Source organism: Desulfobacter vibrioformis DSM 8776, from assembly GCF_000745975.1.
Lineage (GTDB): Bacteria > Desulfobacterota > Desulfobacteria > Desulfobacterales > Desulfobacteraceae > Desulfobacter > Desulfobacter vibrioformis.
Genome location: NZ_JQKJ01000001.1, coordinates 105,612 through 126,659, shown reverse-complemented (window position 1 = coordinate 126,659; position 21,048 = coordinate 105,612). Strand labels below are relative to the sequence as shown.

Sequence of the window (21,048 nt, the reverse complement as noted above, 5' to 3'; positions counted from 1 at the left end):
TTCAAGGATTCTGCCCAGGGCGTATTTCCGGATCTGCCACAAGATCTTTAATCCATTTCTTTGAAAAAAACCGCGGCAACCCGATAATCAGCTTGAACATCTCTTCCAGGGCGATCAGGGCCATGACACCGTACACGGGCCAATGCAGAACAAAGGCTCCTGTGAACGCCATGGGCACACCAATGCACCACACCGCACTCAGGTCCATGAAAAAACCGAACCTGGTGTCTCCCCCGCCCCTGAACACCGATACCACCGTTGTAAAATTGGTGGTCTTTGCCCAAAGGACTAGACCCGTGGTCAGCATCAGGTAGTAGGCATTGGCGTGGGCGGCAAAGGAAATATTGTAAAATCCAAGGATGAAATTTCTGCACAGAATGAGCACAAGCCCTGCGCCAAGGGCCATGGGAAGCTGGGCCAAAAGCATGAATTTGCCATAGGCAAACGCCTGGCTGTATCTTTTTGCCCCGATGCTGTTGCCGATGAGAATGGACCCGGCATGGAACATGCCGAAAAAGGGAACAAATAAAAATTCCTCAAGGGTGGCCACGATATTGACCGCAGCAATGGACTGGGTCCCCATGCGGGCGTAAACCAGTTTGTACATGCTCACGCCCGTAACCCAGAAAACTTCATTGAGGAACACAGGCCAGCAAGTGGCCATGACCCGCTTGACAAAGGCAAGGTCGAACCCCAGCATTTTTTTTACTGACGCGGCAAGGGGATAGGGTTTCAGGTAGATGATCGCCGTTAAAAGGCCGGTTTCAATCAATTTTGCCGTGCAGGTGCCAATGGCCGCACCTGTAACACCCATGGCGGGAAAGCCAAAGTTGCCGAAAATCAGGCAGTAGTTGAGCACAATATTGACAACTACGGCTGCAAGTGAAGCGATCAAGGGCACGAAGGCAAACCCCATGCTCCTCATATTGGTCATAAAGGAAAACGTGACGCAGAAAGGAACAAAGGCAAATCCCACAATACGAAGGTATCCGGCCCCAAGGCGTACAACGTCGGCATCACTGGAAAATACTGAGATCATGGCCCCGGGAAAAAACAGAGCGGCCCCGGCAAACACGCAACCTATGGCAAAGCCTGCCAGTATCCCAAGACCGGACAACTGGTGGATTCGTGAGATATCCTGTTTGCCCCAGTACTGGGCCGTAAATATGGCTATGCCCGAGTGGATGCCGAACTGGATGACAAAAAAGATAAAAACAAACTGGTTGGCAATGCCCACGGCAGCCACCGCAGCATCATTAAGCTGGCCGATCATGAGCATGTCTATCACAGCCATGGAACAGGTCAGAAGGTATTGCAGGGAAATGGGCAGGGCCAGGGTAAAAAGCAGGCTTAAAAAAAGTCTTGGGGGAAGTACTGTCTCCCGGTCTGTGACATGCATATAAAAAGGCCTGCTTTAGATTAAAATAGAAAATCCTATATCAGCAGGGGTGTCAGGTCAAGGCTATTTCCGGACGGACATGAAGAATGGACTTCATGGTAAAAAATCAAGCCCAGCCGGTAGAGTGGGCACGCTTTTTTGTGCCCACCGTTGGAGGATATGGCGGGCACCGCACAATTGTGGGCTGGTCAAATTTATAATTGCTGCAATCCTTACCGCGGCAATGATGGCCTGGTTGCCGGGTCCGCCCGCAAGGCAGGGATGGTCTTCGGGATGGGCGATCTCAATCAGGGCCTGGACCCGTTCCCAAAAGCGTCTACCCGCATATAAAATCCAGCATGTGCCCGGCCAATTTTTTGGGGCCCTCCAAATGGGGAACGTGGCCATATTCCTCATAGATATGAACCTGTGCACGGGGAAATAATTTTTCTACAAACAGCGCTGTTTCCCAGGGCAAAAGAGAATCATGGCGTCCCCAAAACAGCATAACAGGCATGGTAATCGCTTTGCAAAGATGATTTAAAGAGGCCTGTTCCAAAGAGATGTTGCCGGACTTTATTGAATCCATGTCCATCAGTTCATCAAATATCTTGGCAAGCCACGTCCGGTCCCCCATGGCCTTTAAAATCATATACTCCTTGACACACGCAGGAAGCGGCGGGCTTTTTCTAAAAAGTCTTGATTGTAAACTCTCGAAATCCGAGGGAGAACTTATATGAAAAATATTGGACCCGGCCAGGGCCTCATCATAAACAGAGTGCTTCCCGGGCAGGTAAAAACCGGCCGGGTCCACCAAAGACAAGGATTTGACTCTGGAAGGAAATTGGGCCGCAAACTTTGCGGCAATGGCCCCCCCCATGGAACATCCGGCAAGGTGGAACGATTCCGGACCGGTTTGTTCAATGAACCGCCCCAACCAGTCAATATAATTCTCCAAACTATAAACAAGATCCGGGTCCATACAAGACTTTCCAAACCCCGGCAGATCCGGAATAACAAGATTCAGCTTTTCTTTTAAAAATTTTGACATGAAATAAAAGCTTTCTTTTCGGTCCCCAAAGCCATGAATCATGACCAGGGTCTCTTTTTTGTCCGATCCGATTTTGGCCCACGCCATAAGCGGCGGGCCCTGGTGGGTATGAAGGGTCACCCCCAGCTGCTTGCCGATTGTTTTACTAAAGGCCTCTACCATAGCCTCCCCGGCCTTGGCTTTGGCTCTAAACGCGATAGATGGTTTAAATGTCATGGATTTATCCTTGAATTTAAAGTTTAACAGCAAAAGATTCAGGTCCCTGCCACATTTTTGATGTAATGGATTACGCCATCTATTTTATGATTGTCAAGACAAGTACATTGCCGGGCAACGACCGCTTTTATTGTCAGTGCAGCTTTTTTCTGATATTGAACATGGAATGCTTTTTATCGAGTCATGCAGAAAAATAACTAAAAAATTTATATAAAAATAAAGAGATTAACACATGAAGTACTCACAGGCAAAACAGGGAAGAATCTACATTATTCGTCTTGAAGACGGCGATATCATACACAAAGAGATTGAAAAATTTGCGAATGAAAAAGCAATAAAGGCGGCGGCGTTAACCATTATCGGAGGCGCTGATAAAGACAGTAAGCTCATTGTCGGGCCAGAGCATGGACGGACAGAATCAATTACGCCAATGGAACATATTCTCAATAATGTGAATGAAATCGTGGGAACAGGCACAATCTTTCCCAACGAGAAAGGGGAACCCAAATTACACATGCACATCGCTTGCGGAAGAGAAGATTCAACTGTAACCGGATGTATCCGCAACGGTGTCAGGACATGGCATATATTAGAGGTTATTTTATTTGAATTAATTGATACTCGTGCTGTACGTGTGTTCGATCCAATTACAGGATTTGAATTGCTCAACCCATAATCTCTTTACCGTTCAGGTAAATTTTAGGGATAATACGGCTGTTTTTTGCCAGCATGGCAGAGACCCCGCAATAGGTTTCCATGGACAGGGACACGGCCCGTTTTATTTTGTCTGCATCTTTTTCATTGCCGGTGATGTGGTAAGACAAGGTAATTTCCTTAAATACCGAGGGCGCTTGGTCTGTCAGCTCGGTTTCTGCCGTGATTTCCATATCCTGGATGCCCACCCGCATTTTGCCAAGGATCATGGCCACATCAATGCCGGTACACCCGATCAGGCCGCTTAAGAGAAGGCCTTTGGGCGATGGACCTTTGCCTTCGCCGCCAGCGCTTTCAGGGGCATCAAGGGTGTAGGTGTAGCTGTCCTGATTGATTTCAAAAGCCAGTTTTCCGGTTTTTCTGCCTGATATTTTCATGGGGGATTTGCTTCCTTATTTTTCGGGTTCACGTTTTTGTTACACATACCATCAATGTGCCCCAGGTCTGGCGCCGGGTTTTGTCAAATCAATGCTGATGGCGTAAGCCCCATCGTCAAGTTTGGCAGTCAGGGGATATTCGCCCTTTTCAAAGACCTTGAGCATGGCCCGGTTGGAGGAGAGGACATCAGCGGTTATTTTTACGGCCCTGCGCTCCTTTGCCAGACGGGAAAGCATCTTAAACAGAAAAGAGGCAATGCCAATGCCCTGGTATGCCTCGTCCACAACAAAGGCGATATCCATGAACGGTTTGTCCGGATGCTTGGCAATTCTTGCCTCGGCAATGATGGTCTGGCTGCCGGGTTCACCCACAAGGCCCACCACGGACAGCACTTCCCTGTAATCCACGTTGACATAGGCCTGCATTTTGGCATGGGGCATGGCTTTGATGGGTGCAAAGTAACGGTAGTAAATGGCGTCATCGGAAAACCGGTAAAACAGCCTGCGCATCTGCTCTTCATCCGACGGCTTGATGGCCCTGAACCGAACCTGCAGATTCTCGTTGAAAGTCTGGGTGGTTTCGATCTCCTTGGGATAAAAATGGGCGGAATCGGCAATGAACATCTGGTCCGGATAGAGCAGATTCTCTTTTTTGCCCCCTTCCACAAGACCTTGGCGGTCTTCGGGATGGGCAATCTCAATCAGGGCCTGGGCCCGTTCCCGCAAGCTTCTGCCCCTGATGTGGGCCACCCCGTATTCCGTGACCACAAGGTCAATGCATTCCGGAAAACTGAGCTGGTCCGGGGTATCATCAAGAAACAGACGGATATTTGGCACGTTGTCCTTGTTCCGGCTGGGAAGGGCCACAATATTGTACCCGCCCCGGGAGAGCTCGGCCCCATTGAGGATATCTGCAATCTGGCCCGAATCTGCGGAAGTATTGGCAGAACTGGCGAAAAGGGCCACCCGGCCGGACAGGGCCACCCGCCGCACCGGCAGGACCATGACAAACTTTTTGTTACGCCCGATCTGCAATGGGTTGAATATCTTGTCAATACCCTGGAACTCCACCATGGGATTTTTGTCCAGCCACGCCATCAGCTTTTTGGAGCCCAGGGCATAGGTGGTCAAAGACCGGCCCCGGAACATCCCCTTTTCCCGGTTGGTGACTGCCCCGCTTTCAACAAGATCCATGAGCGCATCCGTGAAAAACGGGGTATGGATGCCCAGGCTTTTTTTCTTTGCCAGGTGCCGGGCCAGGGCCTCGTAAATGGGACCGTAGGTAAAGGCAACGCATGATCCGTCATCAATCACCGAGGCTGCATTTTCAGCGATTTTGTCAAACACCGGGTCCACGGGGTATCTTGGGAAATAAAAGGGCGGAACCCGGGCCTGGACCAGCATGTGAAATTCGCTAATATGGACAAAGGTGTCCCCCAGGGTAAAGGGAATGTGTTCATTGATCTCAGCCACCACAAAACTGGCCTGCTTCATCACCTGCCTGGCCACATCCACACCCAGGCCGAAGCTGCAATATCCGCTGTCATTGGGCGGGGTAACCTGGAGAAAAGCCACATCAATGGGTATCAGTCCGTCCCTCATGAGCAGGGGAATCCCGGAGAACCGGGCAGGAATCAGGTCCACCAGGCCTGCGGTGATAGCCAGGGCTGACACCCATCCGGAAAAAAAGGTTTTCAAACGAAAACGATGGGATTCCAGCGCGTTATAGGATACGGCATCTCCGAAACTGAGCAGCTGGATCAGGGTCAGATCCTCCAGGTTGCAGCCGTCGGCGCTCATGAGCGCATTCACAAGGGTTCTGGGTTCGGCAGTTCCCGTACCAATAAAAATATGCATGCCCGGCTCAATCTTGGACAGCACTTTCTCTGTGGACACACACTGTTTTTTCCAGGCAGGTATTTTTTTCCTGAACATAAGGCAGGCTATTTTTTTAGTTTTTTAATATTATCCCGTGCAAATTCAATGGTCGGATCTATGTTTAAAGCCATTTCATAAAATTTAACTGCAAGTACCGGTTCTTTGAGTTCCCGGTAACAGGACCCCATATTGGCATAATTGATGGCCTGGCTCGGGTCCACATCCAGGGCTTTTTCAAAATAGGTAATCGCGGTTTTGAAATCCTTTTTCATAAAACAGCAGGCCCCGGCCGTGTTCAGGATATCAGGGCGCTGGGGGTCGGCATCAAGACCGGTTTGACAGGTATCAAGGGCCGGGTCCAACAGTCCTGAATCTTTCTGGGCCGCAGCCATATGGGAACATATATCAGGCAGGTTGCGCCTGGAAGGGCCACGGTCAAGGGCGGCCTGGAACTGTTTGATTGCATCTTCCCCCTCTTCCAGGGCGCTGAACATCAATCCTTTGTAGAAACTGGTGTAGTATTTTCCCGGAATCAGCGCTTCCAGTTCATCCAGCCGGTCAAGGGCCAGCATGGGATGGAAATTTTCCGTAATCAGCCGGGCCGCAAACATGCCCACACTGGCCTCATCTGCCCGCTCCCTGAAATGGGCCCCGGGCATGATGGTGTAAAAGGCCGGGATATCAAGACCTGGGTGGGTGGTGCAAATGGAGAGCAGATGAAAGCCTTTATCCCCAAGAATCCGGATCAGGCGTTCCACTTCCACCCGCATATTGTCGGCAGACAGGTCCGGCAAATCAGCGGCATCCACCATGGTTTCAGGATGGGTGATATATCCGGCGGCTTCAATATCCGTAAATTTGGGCAGGCCGGATGCCGCGTAATTGGACCCGGTGTTGAAGTCCCCGGCAAGCTGGGCCACTTCGGTCAGGGCCCGGCCCATGGCCTTTTCCGGGGACGGGGCCGTGCCCGCGGTCCATACGATCTCGCTTGTGTCCGGAAAGGTGGAGGGATCCCAGGCCAGCACCGCTATGGTGGGAACGCCCGTGTCAAGGCTGAGATCACTTGCATAGACCCTGATGCCCTGGGTTTCATATTTGGCAAGAAGTTCCCGCACAAGGGGATCTTTAAAGGAATCCAGGCGGATGCCGGGCACCTTTAATTTTTCCCGGGATACCCGGGAACAGACATGACGCTCCACAAGCTCACAAATGCCCTGGATCAAGGCCTCTTCCGTGCAGTTGCCCGCACTGGGGCCGTTAAACTCATTGATCATATAAAACCAGTTAAAGGGGATATTCACCTCTTTTTTATCGGTGAGATCATATCCCCTGGTCCATTTCAGGGGCAGAGAATCAAACACGGGTTTGACTTTTAACGCTTCGGCTTCATCGTCATGGACAGACTGGGTGATCAGTCCATAATCCAGGGCCGTTTCCCCAAGCTGACCAGGCGTGGCATGGATAAAGTTTTTTTCATCTTCGGCAAAGGAGAAAAAGCTGAACCGCTCCACCAGTTCCATGACAGCGCTTGCCTCGGACTGTTCCGGGGTCCCGCCTTTGCCCATCTGTTTATTGGTGCCGGTCACCTGTTTTGCATCCGCACCGCACTCAGAATAAAATACCGGAATATCCAGGCGGCCGTTGTCGATGCGCCGGGTCCGGCTCAGGATATCAAGGTCCAGAGTGGCTGCCTTTTCCCGGAACCGCCGGACAGTGTCCGAAGGAGAGATGATCTTATCCTGGTCAAAGGTATAATTTTTCGGGGCGTCTTGGAGTATTATTTTATAACCCATGGGGTTTAAAGCCTTTCACATTTATTTAGTAATCAATTCCATGAACTTAAGATTGGCCCGGGGAAAAGGAAACTGGTAAAGCTGACCTACCCTGACCCATTTATGGTCAATGGGACCGTTGAGAATCACCCGGCCGGAGATATAATCGCAGAAGAACACATCCATTTCAATTTTAAAGTGGGTATAGGCGTGAAAAACCCGGGTTAAAAATTGCGGATTTCCCGTCTCAATGCCGGTTTCTTCCCGGATCTCACGGATGCAGGCCTGTTCAGGGGACTCTTTGGGTTCCACCTTGCCGCCGGGAAATTCCCATAATCCGCCCAAAAGCCCGTCAAGTTTTCTTCGGGTGATCAGGACGTTTCCGTTTTTCCTGACAATGCCTGCGGCAATATGAACCGTGGGCACCTTTTTTTTCTCCAGGCGCCGGGGAAAAAGAGCGGTTACCTGCTTTTCACAGGCCAGGCATTCCCGGGCCAGGGGACATGCGCCGCAATCCGGTGTTTTGGGGGTGCAGACCAGGGCGCCAAGCTCCATGACAGCCTGGTTGTATGTGCCCGGGTCCTTTTCATACAAAAGCCTTGCGGCAATGGCCTTATATGTTTTGTGGGCAGCACTGTGGTTCACAGGCGTGTCAATGCACAAAAGCCTTGCCAGAACCCGCTTGACATTTCCGTCCACCACGGCATGGGGCTTTGCCCCGGCAATGGAGAGCACAGCCGAGGCAATATAGTCCCCTACACCCGGAAGATTTTTAAACCCCTCATAATCATCCGGAATAATGCCGCCCATATCACGGACCACCATACCGGCAGCCTTGTGGAGATTTCTGGCCCTGGCATAATAGCCAAGGCCCTCCCAGGCCTTAAGCACGGTCTCAAGGTCGGCGGCGGCAAAGGCCTTAAGATCAGGCCAGGTTTCCATGAACTTGAGATAATAGGGAATCACGGTTTTGACCTGGGTCTGCTGGAGCATCACCTCACTGACCCATACCCGGTACACGGAGCTGTCCCTGCGCCAGGGAAGCTGTCGGCAATTGTCCCGGTACCAGGCCATTAAGGCGGATTGAACGATTTTTATTTTTTCAGGTCCCAGGTTCATCACCGCGTCCTTTTGCATTCATTTTATGTACCCAGTGTTTGGACAAAAAGTTGCCCAGATGCAAATTTTCCTGCAACGCCGCAGGTGGGTGACTTTTTGTTCAAACATTATTTTATTTTGCCGGGTTTCCAGTTTCGCACCAGATTAATAAATGTTCTGGTGGCCGTTCCCGAAGGCCCCTTGGGGATATAAGCCTTTTTGGTAAACTCCCAGGCCGTGCCTGCAATGTCCAGATGTGCCCAAGGGGTTTTACCCACAAATTTTGACAGATAAGCTGCTGCGGTTATGGTGCCGGCTGGTTTTCCCCCGGTGTTTTTAATGTCCGCCACATCGGATTCGATCTGTTTTTCATAGTTTTTATTCAGGGGCAGACGCCAGACAGGTTCTCCGGCCAGACTTCCGGCAGCCTCAACCGCCTTGGCCAGGGCGTTATTATTGGACACAAGCCCGGTATAATGATGGCCAAGGCCAATGATGACCGCGCCTGTCAGGGTCGCCGCGTCAAGCACGCAGGCGGGCTTGAAATGCTCAATGCCCCAGGCCAGGGCATCGGCCAGGATAAGGCGGCCTTCGGCATCGGTGTTGACCACTTCACTTGTCACCCCGTTGTAATGGCTGATAATGTCGCCGGGGTGAAGGGCCCTGGACCCGGACATATTATCCGTGGCAGGAACAATGGCCACAACACCCACATCCGGCTTTTCCAGGGCCACGGCCTGCATGGCGCACATGACCGCCGCACCGCCGCACATGTCATATTTCATCTCCTCCATACCCGCAGACGGCTTGATGCTGATGCCACCGGAATCAAAGGTCAGCCCCTTGCCCACAAGAAGGATGGTTTCGGTTCTGTTTTCCGGCAAATATTCAAGGACCACCATGCGTGCCGGCACATAGGAGCCCTGGTTGACGGCAAGTATCCCGCCCATGCCCATCTGTTCCATCTCTTTTTTTTCCAGACACCGGTACCCCAGCCCCGTGTCTGCGGCAAGCTGTTTGGCATATGCCGCAAAATCAGCAGAGGTCCAATGATTGCCCGGCTCATTGGCCATATCCCGTGCCGTACAGGCGGCAAAAGCCGCATTTTTTGCCTTCTCAACGCCCTGGTGAACAATTTTAAGATTATCTTTGCATACAAACTTTATCTCATCAAGCCCGGGGTAATCGGTTTTCTTCCTGGTGCTTTCCTTATATTTTTCAAACCGGTAATCCCCAAGGATGATGCCTTCGGCCAGGGCGCCCGCAGATATTTCCGGATCAGTCAGGGCCGGGGAGAGATGTTTTGGGGGTGGCAGGCAGACCACCACATCCCTGGCCTTAACCGATGCACACACCTTGGCAACCTCTCCGCCGACCTCCCGGAGCATGTCCAGGGCAGCCCCTTTATCCTTTTCCTTATTCACAGGGCCTGTACCTAAAACCAGAACCCGGGCAGCAGCAATCTTTGACCGGGCCGGCGGGTAAAACAATATCTGTTCTGCGGCCTTGCCGGAAAAATCCTTTAATTCAAACGCCTTTTTAACCTGGGAGTGTACAGCAGTATCGCATTCAGGCATTTTACCCTTTGCCTCCACGGCAAAATAAACCAGAAGATCGGTTTCAATTGTTTCGGCAGTTTTGTTTATAGTGGTGATGCGGTCTTTTTTCATGGGGACACCTTTTTTACCAGTTGTTTGAAAACCAATTATTTGAACAGTTCAAAATGATTGGAATTTACCATAAAACCCGGGCCAGGTAAAAAGCGTTTTCCTGCCAAGGCCGGTGCCGGGGGAGGCGCTGTTCATCCGCATGGCGAATTTTATGGCAAATTGTACACTGATTCGGTAGAATAACGCTTGTAAATTTTCTTATCCAAATCTGCAAGGCACTTGGTGAAAAAAATATGACAACCGTCCAGACCCTGGTCAGGGAAATAAAAAATCTTAAACCCGTACCCGCAGTGATCCACCCCCTGCTGGATGCGCTCAACAACCCCAATGCCAGCATGGCTGAAGTGGCAAAAATTATCCAGTATGACCCGGCCATCACGGCCGCGGTCCTGCGAACAGCCAATTCGGCGTTTTTCGGGTTAAAACATCCCGTGGAATCCATCAAAGATGCCGCGGCCCTCCTGGGCATGGACCAGATTATCAACCTGGTGCTGCTTAAATCCGGTGCAGACATATTCAACACACAACCGGACGGACAGAGCCCAAGCCAGGGAGCCATCTGGAAGTATTCGGTCTCTTCAGCCCTGATCGCCAGGCAAATCGCTGATGAACTTAACATGCCGGGCTCGGCCGGTATTTTTACGGCAGCCTTGCTCAAAGATATGGGAAAGACCGTTCTGGACAGATTTGTTGACAATGCCAATGAAAAAATCTGTGGCCTGATGGCAGATAAGGACCTTAGCGCCATGGCGGCTGAAAAAGAGGTGATCGGCGTGGACCATGCCGAACTTGGGGCAATGATCGCCACAATGTGGAAATTCTCCCCCAATATGGTTAAAATCATTCGCTGCCACCATATCCGCGACATCAAAACAATGCAGGATATGAATATCACCGTGGTCTACCTGGCGGACTGCATCTGCATGATGATGGGTATGGATATTGGATCAAATGAAGCGGACGGAGCAGATCGAGCGGACGGCTTGACCGGCAGGTTCCATAAACAGGCATTAAAACGCACCGGATTTCGGGTGGAGGATATAACCCGGATCATTTCAGATTTTTCCTTTAAAATAAGGGAAGTGGAATCCTTGTTAAAGGTGTTCTGACCGTTATGGCCGTCACTATTCATTCCTGAGGTCTGGCAGGATGATTTTGAAAGCAGCTCCTTTCCCGGGCGTGCTTTCCACCTCTATATTCCCCCCCAAAGAGGAGACCAGATTATGGCATAAAGACAGCCCTATGCCTGTGCCCTGGTCCGAGGACTTGGTTGAAAAAAAAGGGTCAAATGCCCTGGATACGGTTTCCTTGTCCATTCCGCAGCCGTTGTCGCTGACCTGGATAATCAGCCTGGGTTTTGGAAAATTTCTATATTCCACACTGAGGCAAACATGGGAATCGGGTTTATCACAGGCCTGGGCCGCATTGATCAGAAGGTTGATCACGGCAATTTCCAGCACCTCCGGTTCGGTGTAAATCTTGGGCAGATCATCGGGAATCCTGACTTCAAAATGGCGGACCAGTTTTTTCATCTTGGCATCGGAGATATCAATACACCCCCGGATTAATGCGTTAATATCGGATTTTTGATACTCCACGTTCCGCTTTATATGAACAAAGGATCTGAAATTCGAGACTATTTTATTGATGCGGGCAGACCCGTTTTCAATATTGTTGGTCAGTTTGACCACATCTTTTTTAAATTCCTCATAGGGCATGCAGCAAAGTTCAAGCCCCTTGTTTTTCAGCGCATATTGGTCTGCAATGGAAAACAGGCCCCCAAGGTATTCCCGGAGAATGGGAATATTAAATGAGATCAGACTATTGGGGTTATTAATCTCATGGGCCACCCCCGAGGCCATGAATCCCAGGGAAGCCAGTTTTTCATTCCGGATGACCTGGCGCGCCATGGCTTTGCTTTCGGTGATATCCTGGATAACCCCCCGGATCTCCTGGGGATGCTTGTTCGGGTTGTACAAGGTGGTGATGATCACCCGGATCTCCCGGATCGTACCTTTGGGCGTGACAATCCGGTATTCCCGGTCAAAGGGGGCAAAGTATTTTTTGAAAAGGTTAATGTCTTTTTCAAACCGGTCCAGATCCCTTGAATGAATATGATCTTTCATAAAGGAGAAATCCACAGGGACCTGGGCAGGTTCATAGCCGAACAGCCTGAAAAATCCGTCCGAGCAATCCATCTCAAAATCAGGGGGAAAGGCAAAGAAACTGCCCACCGCAGCAATGGCCTGAACCGCTTTAAGATGTTTTTCCTTTCTCAGCAGGTCATCCCGTGCTTTGAGTTTTTCCTTGATTTCATTTTTAAGATCCTGGTTGGCCGCTTCCAGTTGGGTGGTTCTTTTGGCAATTCTGAATTCAAGGTCGTCAAGGGCCTGTTCAAGGATCTGACAGGCGTTTTGATTATCCCCCGCACCCGTAATGGTGACCTTTTTTCCCCCTGAAGACGGTTTTGAAAAAACCATGGTCAGTTCACACCGTAGGCGTGCAGTTTCCGCCTCAGGGTATTTAACCCGATATCCAGCAGTGCAGCGGATCTGGATTTGTTTTTTCCGGTCATTTCGTAAATGCTGAGAATATATTTTTTTTCAACACTCTTTAACGTTTCGGGCGTTTCTGACACCCCGGGGGGTGGAACACAGGCCCTGGGTGTGTTTTTTCGAAACTGGGCCGGGAGGTGTTTCGTGCTGATCTCCTTTTCACGGCACAGGTTGGCGGCGCTGAGAACAATGGATTTCAGTTCCCGGATATTGCCCGGGAAATCATACTCCTTTAGCCGGGCCATGGCTTCGGGGTGAAAACTTAAATCCCTGCCGATATTTTTTGCCGGTTTTAAAAAATATCCGGCCAGCAGGGGAATGTCCTCTTTGCGCTGCCTTAAAGGCGGCAAATGGAGCCAGGCCCCTTTGAGCCGGTAATAAAGATCGCTGCGAAAGGTATGGTCAAGGATCTGTGATTCAATATCTTCATTGGTGGCGGCAATAAAGCGCAGATCCGTTTTTACGGGACTGTCTTTGCCAAGGGGGATATGCTCACCCTCCTGAAGGACCCTGAGCAGTTTTCCCTGGAGTTCCAGGGAAAGAGAGCCGATTTCATCCAAAAACAGGCTGCCCCTGTTTGTTGAACAAAGATATCCTTCCCGGCTGGCCTGGGCCCCGGTAAACGCCCCTTTGGTGTGTCCAAAAAACTCGGCATCAAAGAGGGGGGCGGATATGGCAGCCATGTTGATGGCTGAAAAAGGACTGTCGTGCCGTGGACTTGCATTGTGGATCGCCCTGGCTAAAAGCTCCTTTCCGGTGCCGCTGTCCCCCGTGATCAGGATGGGGACATCGCTTTTTGCATGAAGCTCGGCTTCCCTCAAAACCCGGATAAGTGATGCGGACTGGGTTATAATCCCTGAAAAGGCAGCCGGGTTATCAAGATCACTTAGGGACTGGGATTTTCTGATATCCAGAATTTCAAGCATACTTTGACGTTCCAGGGCCCTGGAAAGGCTTACGAAAAGGTCATTCCTGGAAATGGGCTTGACCAGGTAGTCATAGGCCCCTTTCCGGATACAGTCCATGGCCATGGACGCTTCGTTCAGGGCCGTGACCATGATGCATTCGGTATGGGGGCTTGCGGATTTGATCTTTCCCAGCAAGGTAATACCGTCCATCCCGGGCATGGTGATATCAATGAGTGCTGCATCAAAATTTTCACCATTTTCGAAACGCTGAAGGGCCTGGGAAGGGTCGTTCTCAAGTGCCACCTTCCGGTAACCGGACAGGACCAGCCCTCTTTTCATGGTTTCCAAAAAATCTTTTTCATCATCAATGACAATTATCTGCTTTAACATTTTCCAGAATTCCGATCAAAAAAGGTCCGGCGCCTGGCAATATAAATAAACTCAGTGATGATTTCAATGAATTTGTATGAAAGCATTTTTAACCTAATATGTCCTTAATAATATAATAACAATATTGTTGCAGACAGTTCCCGGTTGGATAACCCAAGGGGCCCATGACTGTTATTCCGGCAGAAGACGGTCAATGGCCAGTATGATAATAAATTCATCTTTGACCTGCCCTACCCCTTCAATAAATTTTTTGGGAATGTTGAACCCCATGTCCGGCGGGGCCAAAATCAACTCGTTGTCAAGGGAGAGGACCTGATCCACAGCGTCAACCCTGACACCCAGCCGGCAGGTATCTTCTCCCTGGCCGGTCTCCACAATGGCAATGCTGGTATCAATGCTTTGGGCGGTCTGATTAAGGCCGAATCGCAGACAAAGGTCCATGAGCGGCAGCACCTCTCCTCTCAGGTTGATGGCACCCAGCATATATTCGGGCATCCTCGGCACCGGAGTAATGGGTACAGGATCAATGAGTTCTTTGACTTTCTTGATATTAAAGGCAAATATAATCTGGTCCAGCCGTACGGTTAAAAACTGAAACTGTTCCGTTCTATTGGGTGACATGGCGTCCTCCTTTATGCATAGGACTCAAATGCCTGGTCCAGGGCGGGTCCGGACTCAAACCCGGGCTCTCCCAGGTCAAGGTCAATCCCCCGGGGTCTTTCCCGGCGCTCGGGAATCCTTGCTTCAAACCGTTCTTCAATAATTTCGGATTGCGTTTCCGTTTTTGGCCTTTCCTTCCGGTCTATGGAAAAAAGGTGGATGGAAGTAAGCAGGTGTTCAGCCTGGGAGGCCAGGGACTGGGACGTACCGGCCATCTCTTCCGAGGCAGAAGCATTCTGCTGGATCACCTGGTCTAACTGGGTCAAAGCCTGGTTGATCTGTTCGGCCCCGGCGCTCTGTTCTACGGATGATGCATTGATCTCCTGGACCAGTTCCGATGTTTTCTGAACAGCAGGGACGATTTTATCCAGCATCTTTCCGGCAGTTTCTGCGATGGAGACACTGGATATGGAAAGCGTGGCGATCTCGGCTGCGGCAGCCTGGCTTCTTTCGGCAAGCTTTCTGACCGCATCTGCCACCACGGCAAAGCCCTTGCCGTGTTCCCCGGCCCTTGCCGCTTCTATGGCCGCATTCAGGGCCAGCATATTGGTCTGGCGGGAGATTTCTTCAATAATGGAAATCTTGTCTGAAATATCTTTCATGGCCCCAAGGGTCTGATTTACGGATGCTCCGCCCTGGGCCGCATCCAGGGCAGCCTGGGAGGCCAGTTTCTCGGTAAGCTGGGAATTTTCTGCGGTTTGGCGGATATTGGCGCTCATTTGCTCCATGGAAGAGGCGACCTCTTCCGCGGAAGCGGCCTGCTCGGATGCACCGGCGGAAAGCTGCTCTGAAGCTGCACTCAATTCCTGGCTGCCCGAGGCCACACTTTCGGCCCCGTTGATAACGTCAAAAATAGTCTGCCTTAAGGTGGCCACCATTTTTTGGAGAGCCTTGCCCAGCATGTCCTTCTCCGAATGGGGCTTGACCTTAACGGTCAGATCTCTGTTGGAAATATCCTGGGCCACCTGAACCGTCTGCTTGAGGTTGGCTGTCATCTGGTTCAGGCTGGCAGCCAGGCAGCCGGGTTCATCCCTCTGGTCCAAATCAAGGGTCCCTGTCAGATCACCGATGGAAATGGCCTGGGCCAGGCGCATACACTGGTTGATGGGCCGGGTGATCTTCCGGGCAATGAACACGGTCAAAAGAACGGCCACAAAAATAATCCCTGCGGCAATGGATGACACCTGCACATAGAGCGCCCGGATCTCCTTTTCCAGGTCATCGGTGTAAAGGCCGCTGAAAATAACCATGTCCCAGGGCGCGTAACTCATGGCAAATGATATCTTTGGCACCGGTTCTTCAGATCCAGGCCGGGGCCAGTAATAATCCACAAATACCTCTCCTTTTTCCAGGGCCATCCCAATCAGATCCTTCATAAAGAACTTGTTGTGGACATCTTTGAGCCCGGACACGTCTTTACCCACAAGTTCCGGTTTAACCCCGTTCGCCAGGGAGATGAACCGGCTGTCAACCACCATATAATATTCGTTGGCGCCGTATCTTAAATCTGTGATGGCTGCCAGGGCATTTTTTTTGGCAGTTTCCAGGGGCAGACTGCCGGCGTTGGCAAGATTGTTGTAATGGTCCATGATATCCCGTGCCACCTCAACGGTTTGTTTGAGTCCCAATTGACGTTCGGCAGTGATCTGCTTTTTCATGTCAGGCAGGATGATGAAAAAGAGGCTTATCATCATAATGAGGATAATCAGCAGGCTGATGAGCCCGATTTTTGAAAAAAGATTCCAATTTTTAAAACAACAACTGTTCATAATAACTTGAATTCCTTTAATTTATCCCTTCGGACATGGCCGAAGGGCGGTTGGATTTTTTAGGGTACCGTTAAACTTCAAGTACCTTGTTGACATCCAAAATCAGGGCCACCCGCCCGTCTCCCAGGATGGTGGCACCGGAAATATCACGGGCCTGCCTGAATGCGTTGCCGATATTCTTGATCACGGTCTGGTGGCTGCCGATGACGTTGTCCACCACAAAGCCGGTTCGGCCGCCATTCACCCGCATGACCACAACCTGCTGGAGTTCGGGTTCATCCCGGGTGATCCCGTATTCGTCCCGAAGCCGGATATAGGGGACCATATCGCCTCTGATGTTAAGTATCTGGCGATTTTTTTTCCTGTTTTTATTCTGTTCACTCATGGACAGTTCCACGCACTCCTCCACCGATGACAGGGGAAGAATAAAATAATTGTCGGCCAGGGTAACCAAAAGGCCGTCAATGATGGCCAGGGTCAGGGGCAGTTTCAGGGTCAGGGTGGTGCCCTTTCCCTTGACACTTTCAAGCGCCACCTCACCGTTCAGGTTTGCTATCTTTCTTTTTACCACGTCCATGCCCACACCCCTGCCTGAGAGGTCGGTCACCTGGGCCGCAGTTGAAAATCCCGGGGCAAAAACCAGTTGAAGGATCTGTTTTGGGGTAAGGTCATCTCCGGGTAAAATCAGCTCCTTTTGCACTGCTTTCTCCCGGATGATTTCAGGATCTATTCCCCTGCCGTCATCCTTTATACGGATCAGGACATTGGCCCCTGAATGCTCTGCACTCAGATGGATGCTGCCGGCAGGTGGCTTGCCCTGCTCTTTTCTGATCCCGGGGGCTTCAATGCCGTGGTCAATACTGTTTCGGATAATATGGACCAGGGGGTCTTTGAGCTGTTCGATCACGGTTTTGTCCAGCTCTGTTTCACCGCCCGAGGTCGTCAGTTCGATTGCCTTGCCCTGTTCATCGGACAGATCCCTGACCAGACGCCTGAACGTGGAGAATGTGGAGCCGATCTCAAGCATTCTTAAGCTCATGGCGTTGTCCCGAAGATCCGATGACAGCATCTCCACATCCTCTGCAATGGAAACCAGTTCAGGGTGCTTATGGCCTGCCGCATGTCTGCTCAGACGGGCCTGGACCGTAACCAATTCTCCCACCAGGGCCACCAGTTGGTTGAGTTTGTCCACTGGGACCCGGAGACTGGCAGCGGCCGCTTTTTCTTTTTTCTGCCTGAGCTGCTGCTTTATCTGTTCCTGTTCTGTCAAGGGGGCCCTGACATCACTTGGGGGGGGCTTATGTTCCGCCTCGTCCTTCCGGTCATCATAAACCGGTTCAAGGACCAGTTCACAATCGTCTTCCACAAAGATAAAAACATCTTTAATTGCGTTTTCCCCTTTGTCCGTTGTCAGTAAAATATCCCAGAGCAGATAACAGGACCTGGGGTCAAGGGATTCCAGATCAGGGATATCCCCGGTGTGGGCCACCACACTGCATTGGCCCAGTTCACGCAATTCATCCAAAAGCAAGCGGGGATTGTTGCCCGTGGACAGCAGGTGGGCAAAGGGCTTAAACCATATCCGGAATGTCACCACGGCAGGAATGTCCCGGGCATCATTGGGCTCCCCTAGGGGAGAGGCGTCTTGGCCGGTGCCGTTTTCGCCGGCATCAGGCATCATTTCCCTGAGTTTTTTGATTAACGCATCCCCTTGGGCCAAAAGGCCGTCATCGGCAGGGCCGTCCAGGTCAAGCAGCGTTGAAATATGATCCCGGGCGGTCAGGGTCAGGTTGATCAAGGGTTTGCTCACCGCAACTTTGCCGTCCCTGACCAGGTCAAAGGCAGATTCAACATGATGGGTGAACGCCGAAGCCGCATCAAATCCAAACATGGCACCGGAGCCTTTAATGGTATGCATGGCCCTGAAAACCCTGCCCACAAGATCCATGTCTTCGGGAGTTTCCTCAAGTTCCAGCAGGGCAGTCTCCAGCTCTTCTAAAAGATCGCAGGCTTCTTCTTTAAATGTGTCTGCTGAAATATCCATTCCTGTCTCCTTGGGGTTCCATTACCCCAGTACTTTTTTGGCAACGGCAACCAGTTGTTCCGGTTTAAAGGGTTTGACGATCCATCCGGTGGCACCGGCCTGTTTTCCCTGTTTTTTCTTTTCCTCCTGGGATTCGGTGGTCAAAAGGATAATCGGAACAAATTGATGGCTGTTCCCGGACCGGATCTGCCGGATCATTTCGATTCCGTCCATCACCGGCATATTCAAATCCGTGATGACAAGATCCATTTTGTCCCGGGAAAATTTGTTCACCCCGTCTTTGCCGTCCTTTGCCTGGATAACATTAAATCCTGCATTGTTCAGGGTGAGCGTTACAAGCTGCCGCATGCTGGCCGAATCATCGACGATGAGAATGGTTTTACTCAATTTCCTTTGCTCCTTTTCTTAAACGTTAGAAAAATTCTATATTATCCCCCAGACCGTCCCCGGAACCGGTTTGTTCCAATGCCTCAGTATCCAATGCGCAAGGGCCGTCCTGTCCAAGGACTTCCCTGTGGACAAGCCGTTCCGAAGCCATGGTGTATCGCTCATAAAAATAAGGATCATTGAAAAGAAGTTCGTCAGCAGGTTCGCCAAGGCATGAAAAGTACTCTTCCAGGGGCCCCAGTTCAGCCTGGATATCTTCAAGGGATCTTGACAACAGGCCGATGGCGTCAAGCTCTATAACCGCCTCTTTGACAGACGCCGTGAGCAGGGCACATCCGGAAACCACAGCGTCCATCTGTCCTGCCAGGTTCTGATACAAAGATGCCAGCAAGTCTTGGGGACGGTCTTTATCAAAGGATTCTTTTGTTGATCCGCCCGGGGGTTCTGTGGAGATTCTCCCTGTGGCATCTGCGATTTTTGCAATGGCCTGCTCTGTGTTTTCAGCCAGCCCGGATATATGGGTGACCCGGTCCTTAAGTTCCATGGCCAGAACATGATAAACCGATCCGTCCCGCCTCAGCTTATGGGCGGCGATAATGGCATTCAATGCCTTGATATGGGCGTCCTCACTGACATCCCTGACCAGGGAGACCTGCTGGGAAAGATTTTCACCGGCACAAACGGATTTATCTGCAATTTTTTTAAACCGTGCCAAAATGGCCAGGCTCTGCTTCCGAATGGCAGCCAGCTGGGCCATGCCTGCTGAAAGACCTTTAAAAATCCGGGTATAGTTTTCCCGGGTTCCGGTGTCTTCAAACATCTGCCTTAATCCTTCGATCTGACCGGCGATCCGCTCAAACGCCTCAAAATTATTCTGGCAGGCCTGGTTCAAGTCTGTGATAACCAGATTCAACTGTGACACCTGGAGCCGGTAGATGGTAAAGGCCAGACGCGTTCTTTGTTCAGGGGTGTAAGGGGAACTTCCAATGGCCCGGTCGGAAAGTACAAGGGTCCGGATATCTGAGAACCCCTGGTTAATGTGGCTGATCCGCTGACTGATATTGTCCTGCATCTGCAAGGACACAATGATCTGTCCGATCTGGTCATTAATATTTTTTGATATACCGGTGGCCGACTCAAGGGAGGTGACGGAAAGGGCAGCCAGTTCCCGAATTTTGTCCATGGCCTCTTCCACAGAGGTTTCAGCCTTTTGTGCCAGCCCGGCCAAATGTTCACTTTCCCGGGTAACGACCGTTTGTGACCCCTCAAAGGTTTTTTTTACCTCCCGGGACTCCAGTCTGATTTGATCTGATATCTCAAAGGTTTTGCTGGACAGCGCTTTTATTTCATTTGCCAGAACGGTAAAATTCATATCCAGATTTCCGATCCTGGCGGTTTCCGCCATAAATTCCAATGCAATGGTGCTGACCATCCTGGCGGCCCTGTCGATATCCTCCAAAAAAAGAGCCAGGTGCCCCAAGTGCCTCAGGGCCCTCGGAAAAATCCGGATGTTGTCCTGGATATTTTTTTGGATGAAATTAAGCCTGGCAATATCTTTTTCAGCCAGATTTGAGATTTGGTCAAGGCGATTGCCTTCCTTTTTCTGAACCGCCTTAGCAGAGGCTATCGTCTGGTCTGTCAGGCCCCCGGCCTTTTCGTAGATGGACTGGAGCCGTTGCACCAGGAGAAGAAACTGTTCTTCAGAGGCGTCAACAACTTTATCCAGGGTATTCATGGTGTGGGGTATAAGGGATACTATTGACTCTTCCATTGACAACAACCTTTTAAGGTAATTTTTATTCTTTAACAGCCTCAGCTAGCATTTACCATACCACCTAATTTTAAACTAATAAATTTAAATAGAAAAGCACGCAAAATAAAATATATAAATATGAATTCAGATGGTTAGAACCGTTTTGGTAATTGTTGACGATATGCCGGAAGAGAGAACCCTTAAAAAAAAGGATTAAAAACCGCAGAGAGAACCTATGCCAATCCGGCATACATGGATCGTTTGAAAGCAGAAAATCCCTGAAAATTAATGCATAAAATTAATTTTTCAGACAACTGTGTCATTCTGGACCCCCTGCCAATATGGACCACCACACAAGTACCAACTGGCCAAATTTATAATTGCTGCCCATTTTTTTTGAATTTGACTCATATACGCATATTCACTAT

General features: G+C 50.5%; 16 protein-coding genes. 2 read left to right on the top strand and 14 right to left on the bottom strand.

From position 1 onward, the window contains the following. Position 1: 1 nt before the first annotated feature. Both Q366_RS00485 and Q366_RS00480 read right to left on the bottom strand, forming a co-directional pair. Positions 2-1,399 (bottom strand): MATE family efflux transporter, encoded by a 1,398-nt coding sequence (locus tag Q366_RS00485; RefSeq protein WP_035235346.1) that lies wholly within the window; start codon positions 1,397-1,399, stop codon positions 2-4. Between the two features lie 316 nt (positions 1,400-1,715). Then, entirely contained in the window at positions 1,716-2,645 is a 930-nt protein-coding gene (locus Q366_RS00480; protein WP_035235344.1) for an alpha/beta fold hydrolase, read from the bottom strand. Between the two features lie 232 nt (positions 2,646-2,877). Here Q366_RS00480 and Q366_RS00475 point away from each other — a divergent pair, with 232 nt between their 5' ends. Then, a complete protein-coding gene (locus tag Q366_RS00475; protein WP_035235342.1) occupies positions 2,878-3,321 on the top strand; it encodes a PPC domain-containing DNA-binding protein in 444 nt (147 codons plus the stop codon). Here Q366_RS00475 and Q366_RS00470 read toward each other — a convergent pair. The 5 genes from Q366_RS00470 to Q366_RS00450 all read right to left on the bottom strand — a co-directional run bounded on the left by Q366_RS00470 (position 3,311) and on the right by Q366_RS00450 (position 10,154). Beyond that, positions 3,311-3,736, bottom strand: coding sequence for an OsmC family protein (locus Q366_RS00470; RefSeq protein WP_035235341.1), 426 nt, complete (start codon positions 3,734-3,736; stop codon positions 3,311-3,313). The two genes, Q366_RS00475 and Q366_RS00470, sit on opposite strands and share 11 nt — an antisense overlap. A gap of 51 nt (positions 3,737-3,787) precedes the next feature. Next, complete coding sequence (locus Q366_RS00465; RefSeq protein ID WP_035235339.1) at positions 3,788-5,671, bottom strand: GNAT family N-acetyltransferase; 1,884 nt, start codon at positions 5,669-5,671, stop codon at positions 3,788-3,790. Between the two features lie 8 nt (positions 5,672-5,679). Further along, positions 5,680-7,407 carry a YcaO-like family protein gene (locus Q366_RS00460; protein ID WP_035235337.1) on the bottom strand — a complete coding sequence of 576 codons (1,728 nt, stop codon included), beginning with the start codon at positions 7,405-7,407 and terminating at the stop codon, positions 5,680-5,682. A gap of 21 nt (positions 7,408-7,428) precedes the next feature. Beyond that, a complete protein-coding gene (gene mutY, locus Q366_RS00455) occupies positions 7,429-8,505 on the bottom strand; it encodes an A/G-specific adenine glycosylase (RefSeq protein WP_245619832.1) in 1,077 nt (358 codons plus the stop codon). Between the two features lie 107 nt (positions 8,506-8,612). Beyond that, positions 8,613-10,154 carry a leucyl aminopeptidase gene (locus Q366_RS00450; protein ID WP_035235336.1) on the bottom strand — a complete coding sequence of 514 codons (1,542 nt, stop codon included), beginning with the start codon at positions 10,152-10,154 and terminating at the stop codon, positions 8,613-8,615. Positions 10,155-10,387: 233 nt separating this feature from the next. Between Q366_RS00450 and Q366_RS00445 the strand changes: the two genes are divergently transcribed. Continuing rightward, on the top strand, positions 10,388-11,263 hold the full coding sequence (locus tag Q366_RS00445; protein ID WP_035235334.1) for an HDOD domain-containing protein: 876 nt from the start codon (positions 10,388-10,390) through the stop codon (positions 11,261-11,263). A gap of 15 nt (positions 11,264-11,278) precedes the next feature. Here the strand turns inward: Q366_RS00445 and Q366_RS00440 are convergent, their stop codons facing one another. The 7 genes from Q366_RS00440 to Q366_RS00410 all read right to left on the bottom strand — a co-directional run bounded on the left by Q366_RS00440 (position 11,279) and on the right by Q366_RS00410 (position 20,638). Next, positions 11,279-12,634: a sensor histidine kinase gene (locus Q366_RS00440; protein ID WP_035235332.1), complete on the bottom strand. Its 1,356-nt coding sequence runs from the start codon at positions 12,632-12,634 to the stop codon at positions 11,279-11,281. A 2-nt stretch (positions 12,635-12,636) separates the two neighbouring features. After that, positions 12,637-14,007: a sigma-54-dependent transcriptional regulator gene (locus Q366_RS00435; protein ID WP_035235330.1), complete on the bottom strand. Its 1,371-nt coding sequence runs from the start codon at positions 14,005-14,007 to the stop codon at positions 12,637-12,639. A 171-nt stretch (positions 14,008-14,178) separates the two neighbouring features. After that, the gene (locus tag Q366_RS00430; RefSeq protein ID WP_035235327.1) at positions 14,179-14,628 is read right to left on the bottom strand and encodes a chemotaxis protein CheW; all 450 of its coding nucleotides are present in this window, start codon (positions 14,626-14,628) and stop codon (positions 14,179-14,181) included. Between the two features lie 11 nt (positions 14,629-14,639). Beyond that, positions 14,640-16,436: a methyl-accepting chemotaxis protein gene (locus tag Q366_RS19940; protein WP_051957726.1), complete on the bottom strand. Its 1,797-nt coding sequence runs from the start codon at positions 16,434-16,436 to the stop codon at positions 14,640-14,642. A 70-nt stretch (positions 16,437-16,506) separates the two neighbouring features. Then, positions 16,507-18,480 carry a chemotaxis protein CheA gene (locus tag Q366_RS00420; RefSeq protein WP_035235324.1) on the bottom strand — a complete coding sequence of 658 codons (1,974 nt, stop codon included), beginning with the start codon at positions 18,478-18,480 and terminating at the stop codon, positions 16,507-16,509. 21 nt (positions 18,481-18,501) lie between these two features. Next, positions 18,502-18,867, bottom strand: coding sequence for a response regulator (locus Q366_RS00415; RefSeq protein WP_035235321.1), 366 nt, complete (start codon positions 18,865-18,867; stop codon positions 18,502-18,504). A 25-nt stretch (positions 18,868-18,892) separates the two neighbouring features. Continuing rightward, positions 18,893-20,638, bottom strand: a complete 1,746-nt coding sequence (locus Q366_RS00410; protein ID WP_156968075.1) for a methyl-accepting chemotaxis domain-containing protein — start codon at positions 20,636-20,638, stop codon at positions 18,893-18,895. Between the last annotated feature and the right edge of the window lie 410 nt (positions 20,639-21,048).

Excerpts from the sequence above, each read along its gene's own strand:
- Q366_RS00450 (WP_035235336.1), bottom strand. The coding sequence starts at position 10,154 with ATGAAAAAAGACCGCATCACCACTATAAACAAAACTGCCGAAACAATT.
- Q366_RS00435 (WP_035235330.1), bottom strand. The coding sequence starts at position 14,007 with ATGTTAAAGCAGATAATTGTCATTGATGATGAAAAAGATTTTTTGGAA.
- mutY (WP_245619832.1), bottom strand. The coding sequence starts at position 8,505 with ATGAACCTGGGACCTGAAAAAATAAAAATCGTTCAATCCGCCTTAATG.
- Q366_RS00410 (WP_156968075.1), bottom strand. The coding sequence starts at position 20,638 with ATGGAAGAGTCAATAGTATCCCTTATACCCCACACCATGAATACCCTG.
- Q366_RS00485 (WP_035235346.1), bottom strand. The coding sequence starts at position 1,399 with ATGCATGTCACAGACCGGGAGACAGTACTTCCCCCAAGACTTTTTTTA.
- Q366_RS00465 (WP_035235339.1), bottom strand. The coding sequence starts at position 5,671 with ATGTTCAGGAAAAAAATACCTGCCTGGAAAAAACAGTGTGTGTCCACA.
- Q366_RS00420 (WP_035235324.1), bottom strand. The coding sequence starts at position 18,480 with ATGGATATTTCAGCAGACACATTTAAAGAAGAAGCCTGCGATCTTTTA.
- Q366_RS00470 (WP_035235341.1), bottom strand. The coding sequence starts at position 3,736 with ATGAAAATATCAGGCAGAAAAACCGGAAAACTGGCTTTTGAAATCAAT.
- Q366_RS00460 (WP_035235337.1), bottom strand. The coding sequence starts at position 7,407 with ATGGGTTATAAAATAATACTCCAAGACGCCCCGAAAAATTATACCTTT.
- Q366_RS00440 (WP_035235332.1), bottom strand. The coding sequence starts at position 12,634 with ATGGTTTTTTCAAAACCGTCTTCAGGGGGAAAAAAGGTCACCATTACG.
- Q366_RS00475 (WP_035235342.1), top strand. The coding sequence starts at position 2,878 with ATGAAGTACTCACAGGCAAAACAGGGAAGAATCTACATTATTCGTCTT.
- Q366_RS00445 (WP_035235334.1), top strand. The coding sequence starts at position 10,388 with ATGACAACCGTCCAGACCCTGGTCAGGGAAATAAAAAATCTTAAACCC.
- Q366_RS00430 (WP_035235327.1), bottom strand. The coding sequence starts at position 14,628 with ATGTCACCCAATAGAACGGAACAGTTTCAGTTTTTAACCGTACGGCTG.
- Q366_RS19940 (WP_051957726.1), bottom strand. The coding sequence starts at position 16,436 with ATGAACAGTTGTTGTTTTAAAAATTGGAATCTTTTTTCAAAAATCGGG.
- Q366_RS00480 (WP_035235344.1), bottom strand. The coding sequence starts at position 2,645 with ATGACATTTAAACCATCTATCGCGTTTAGAGCCAAAGCCAAGGCCGGG.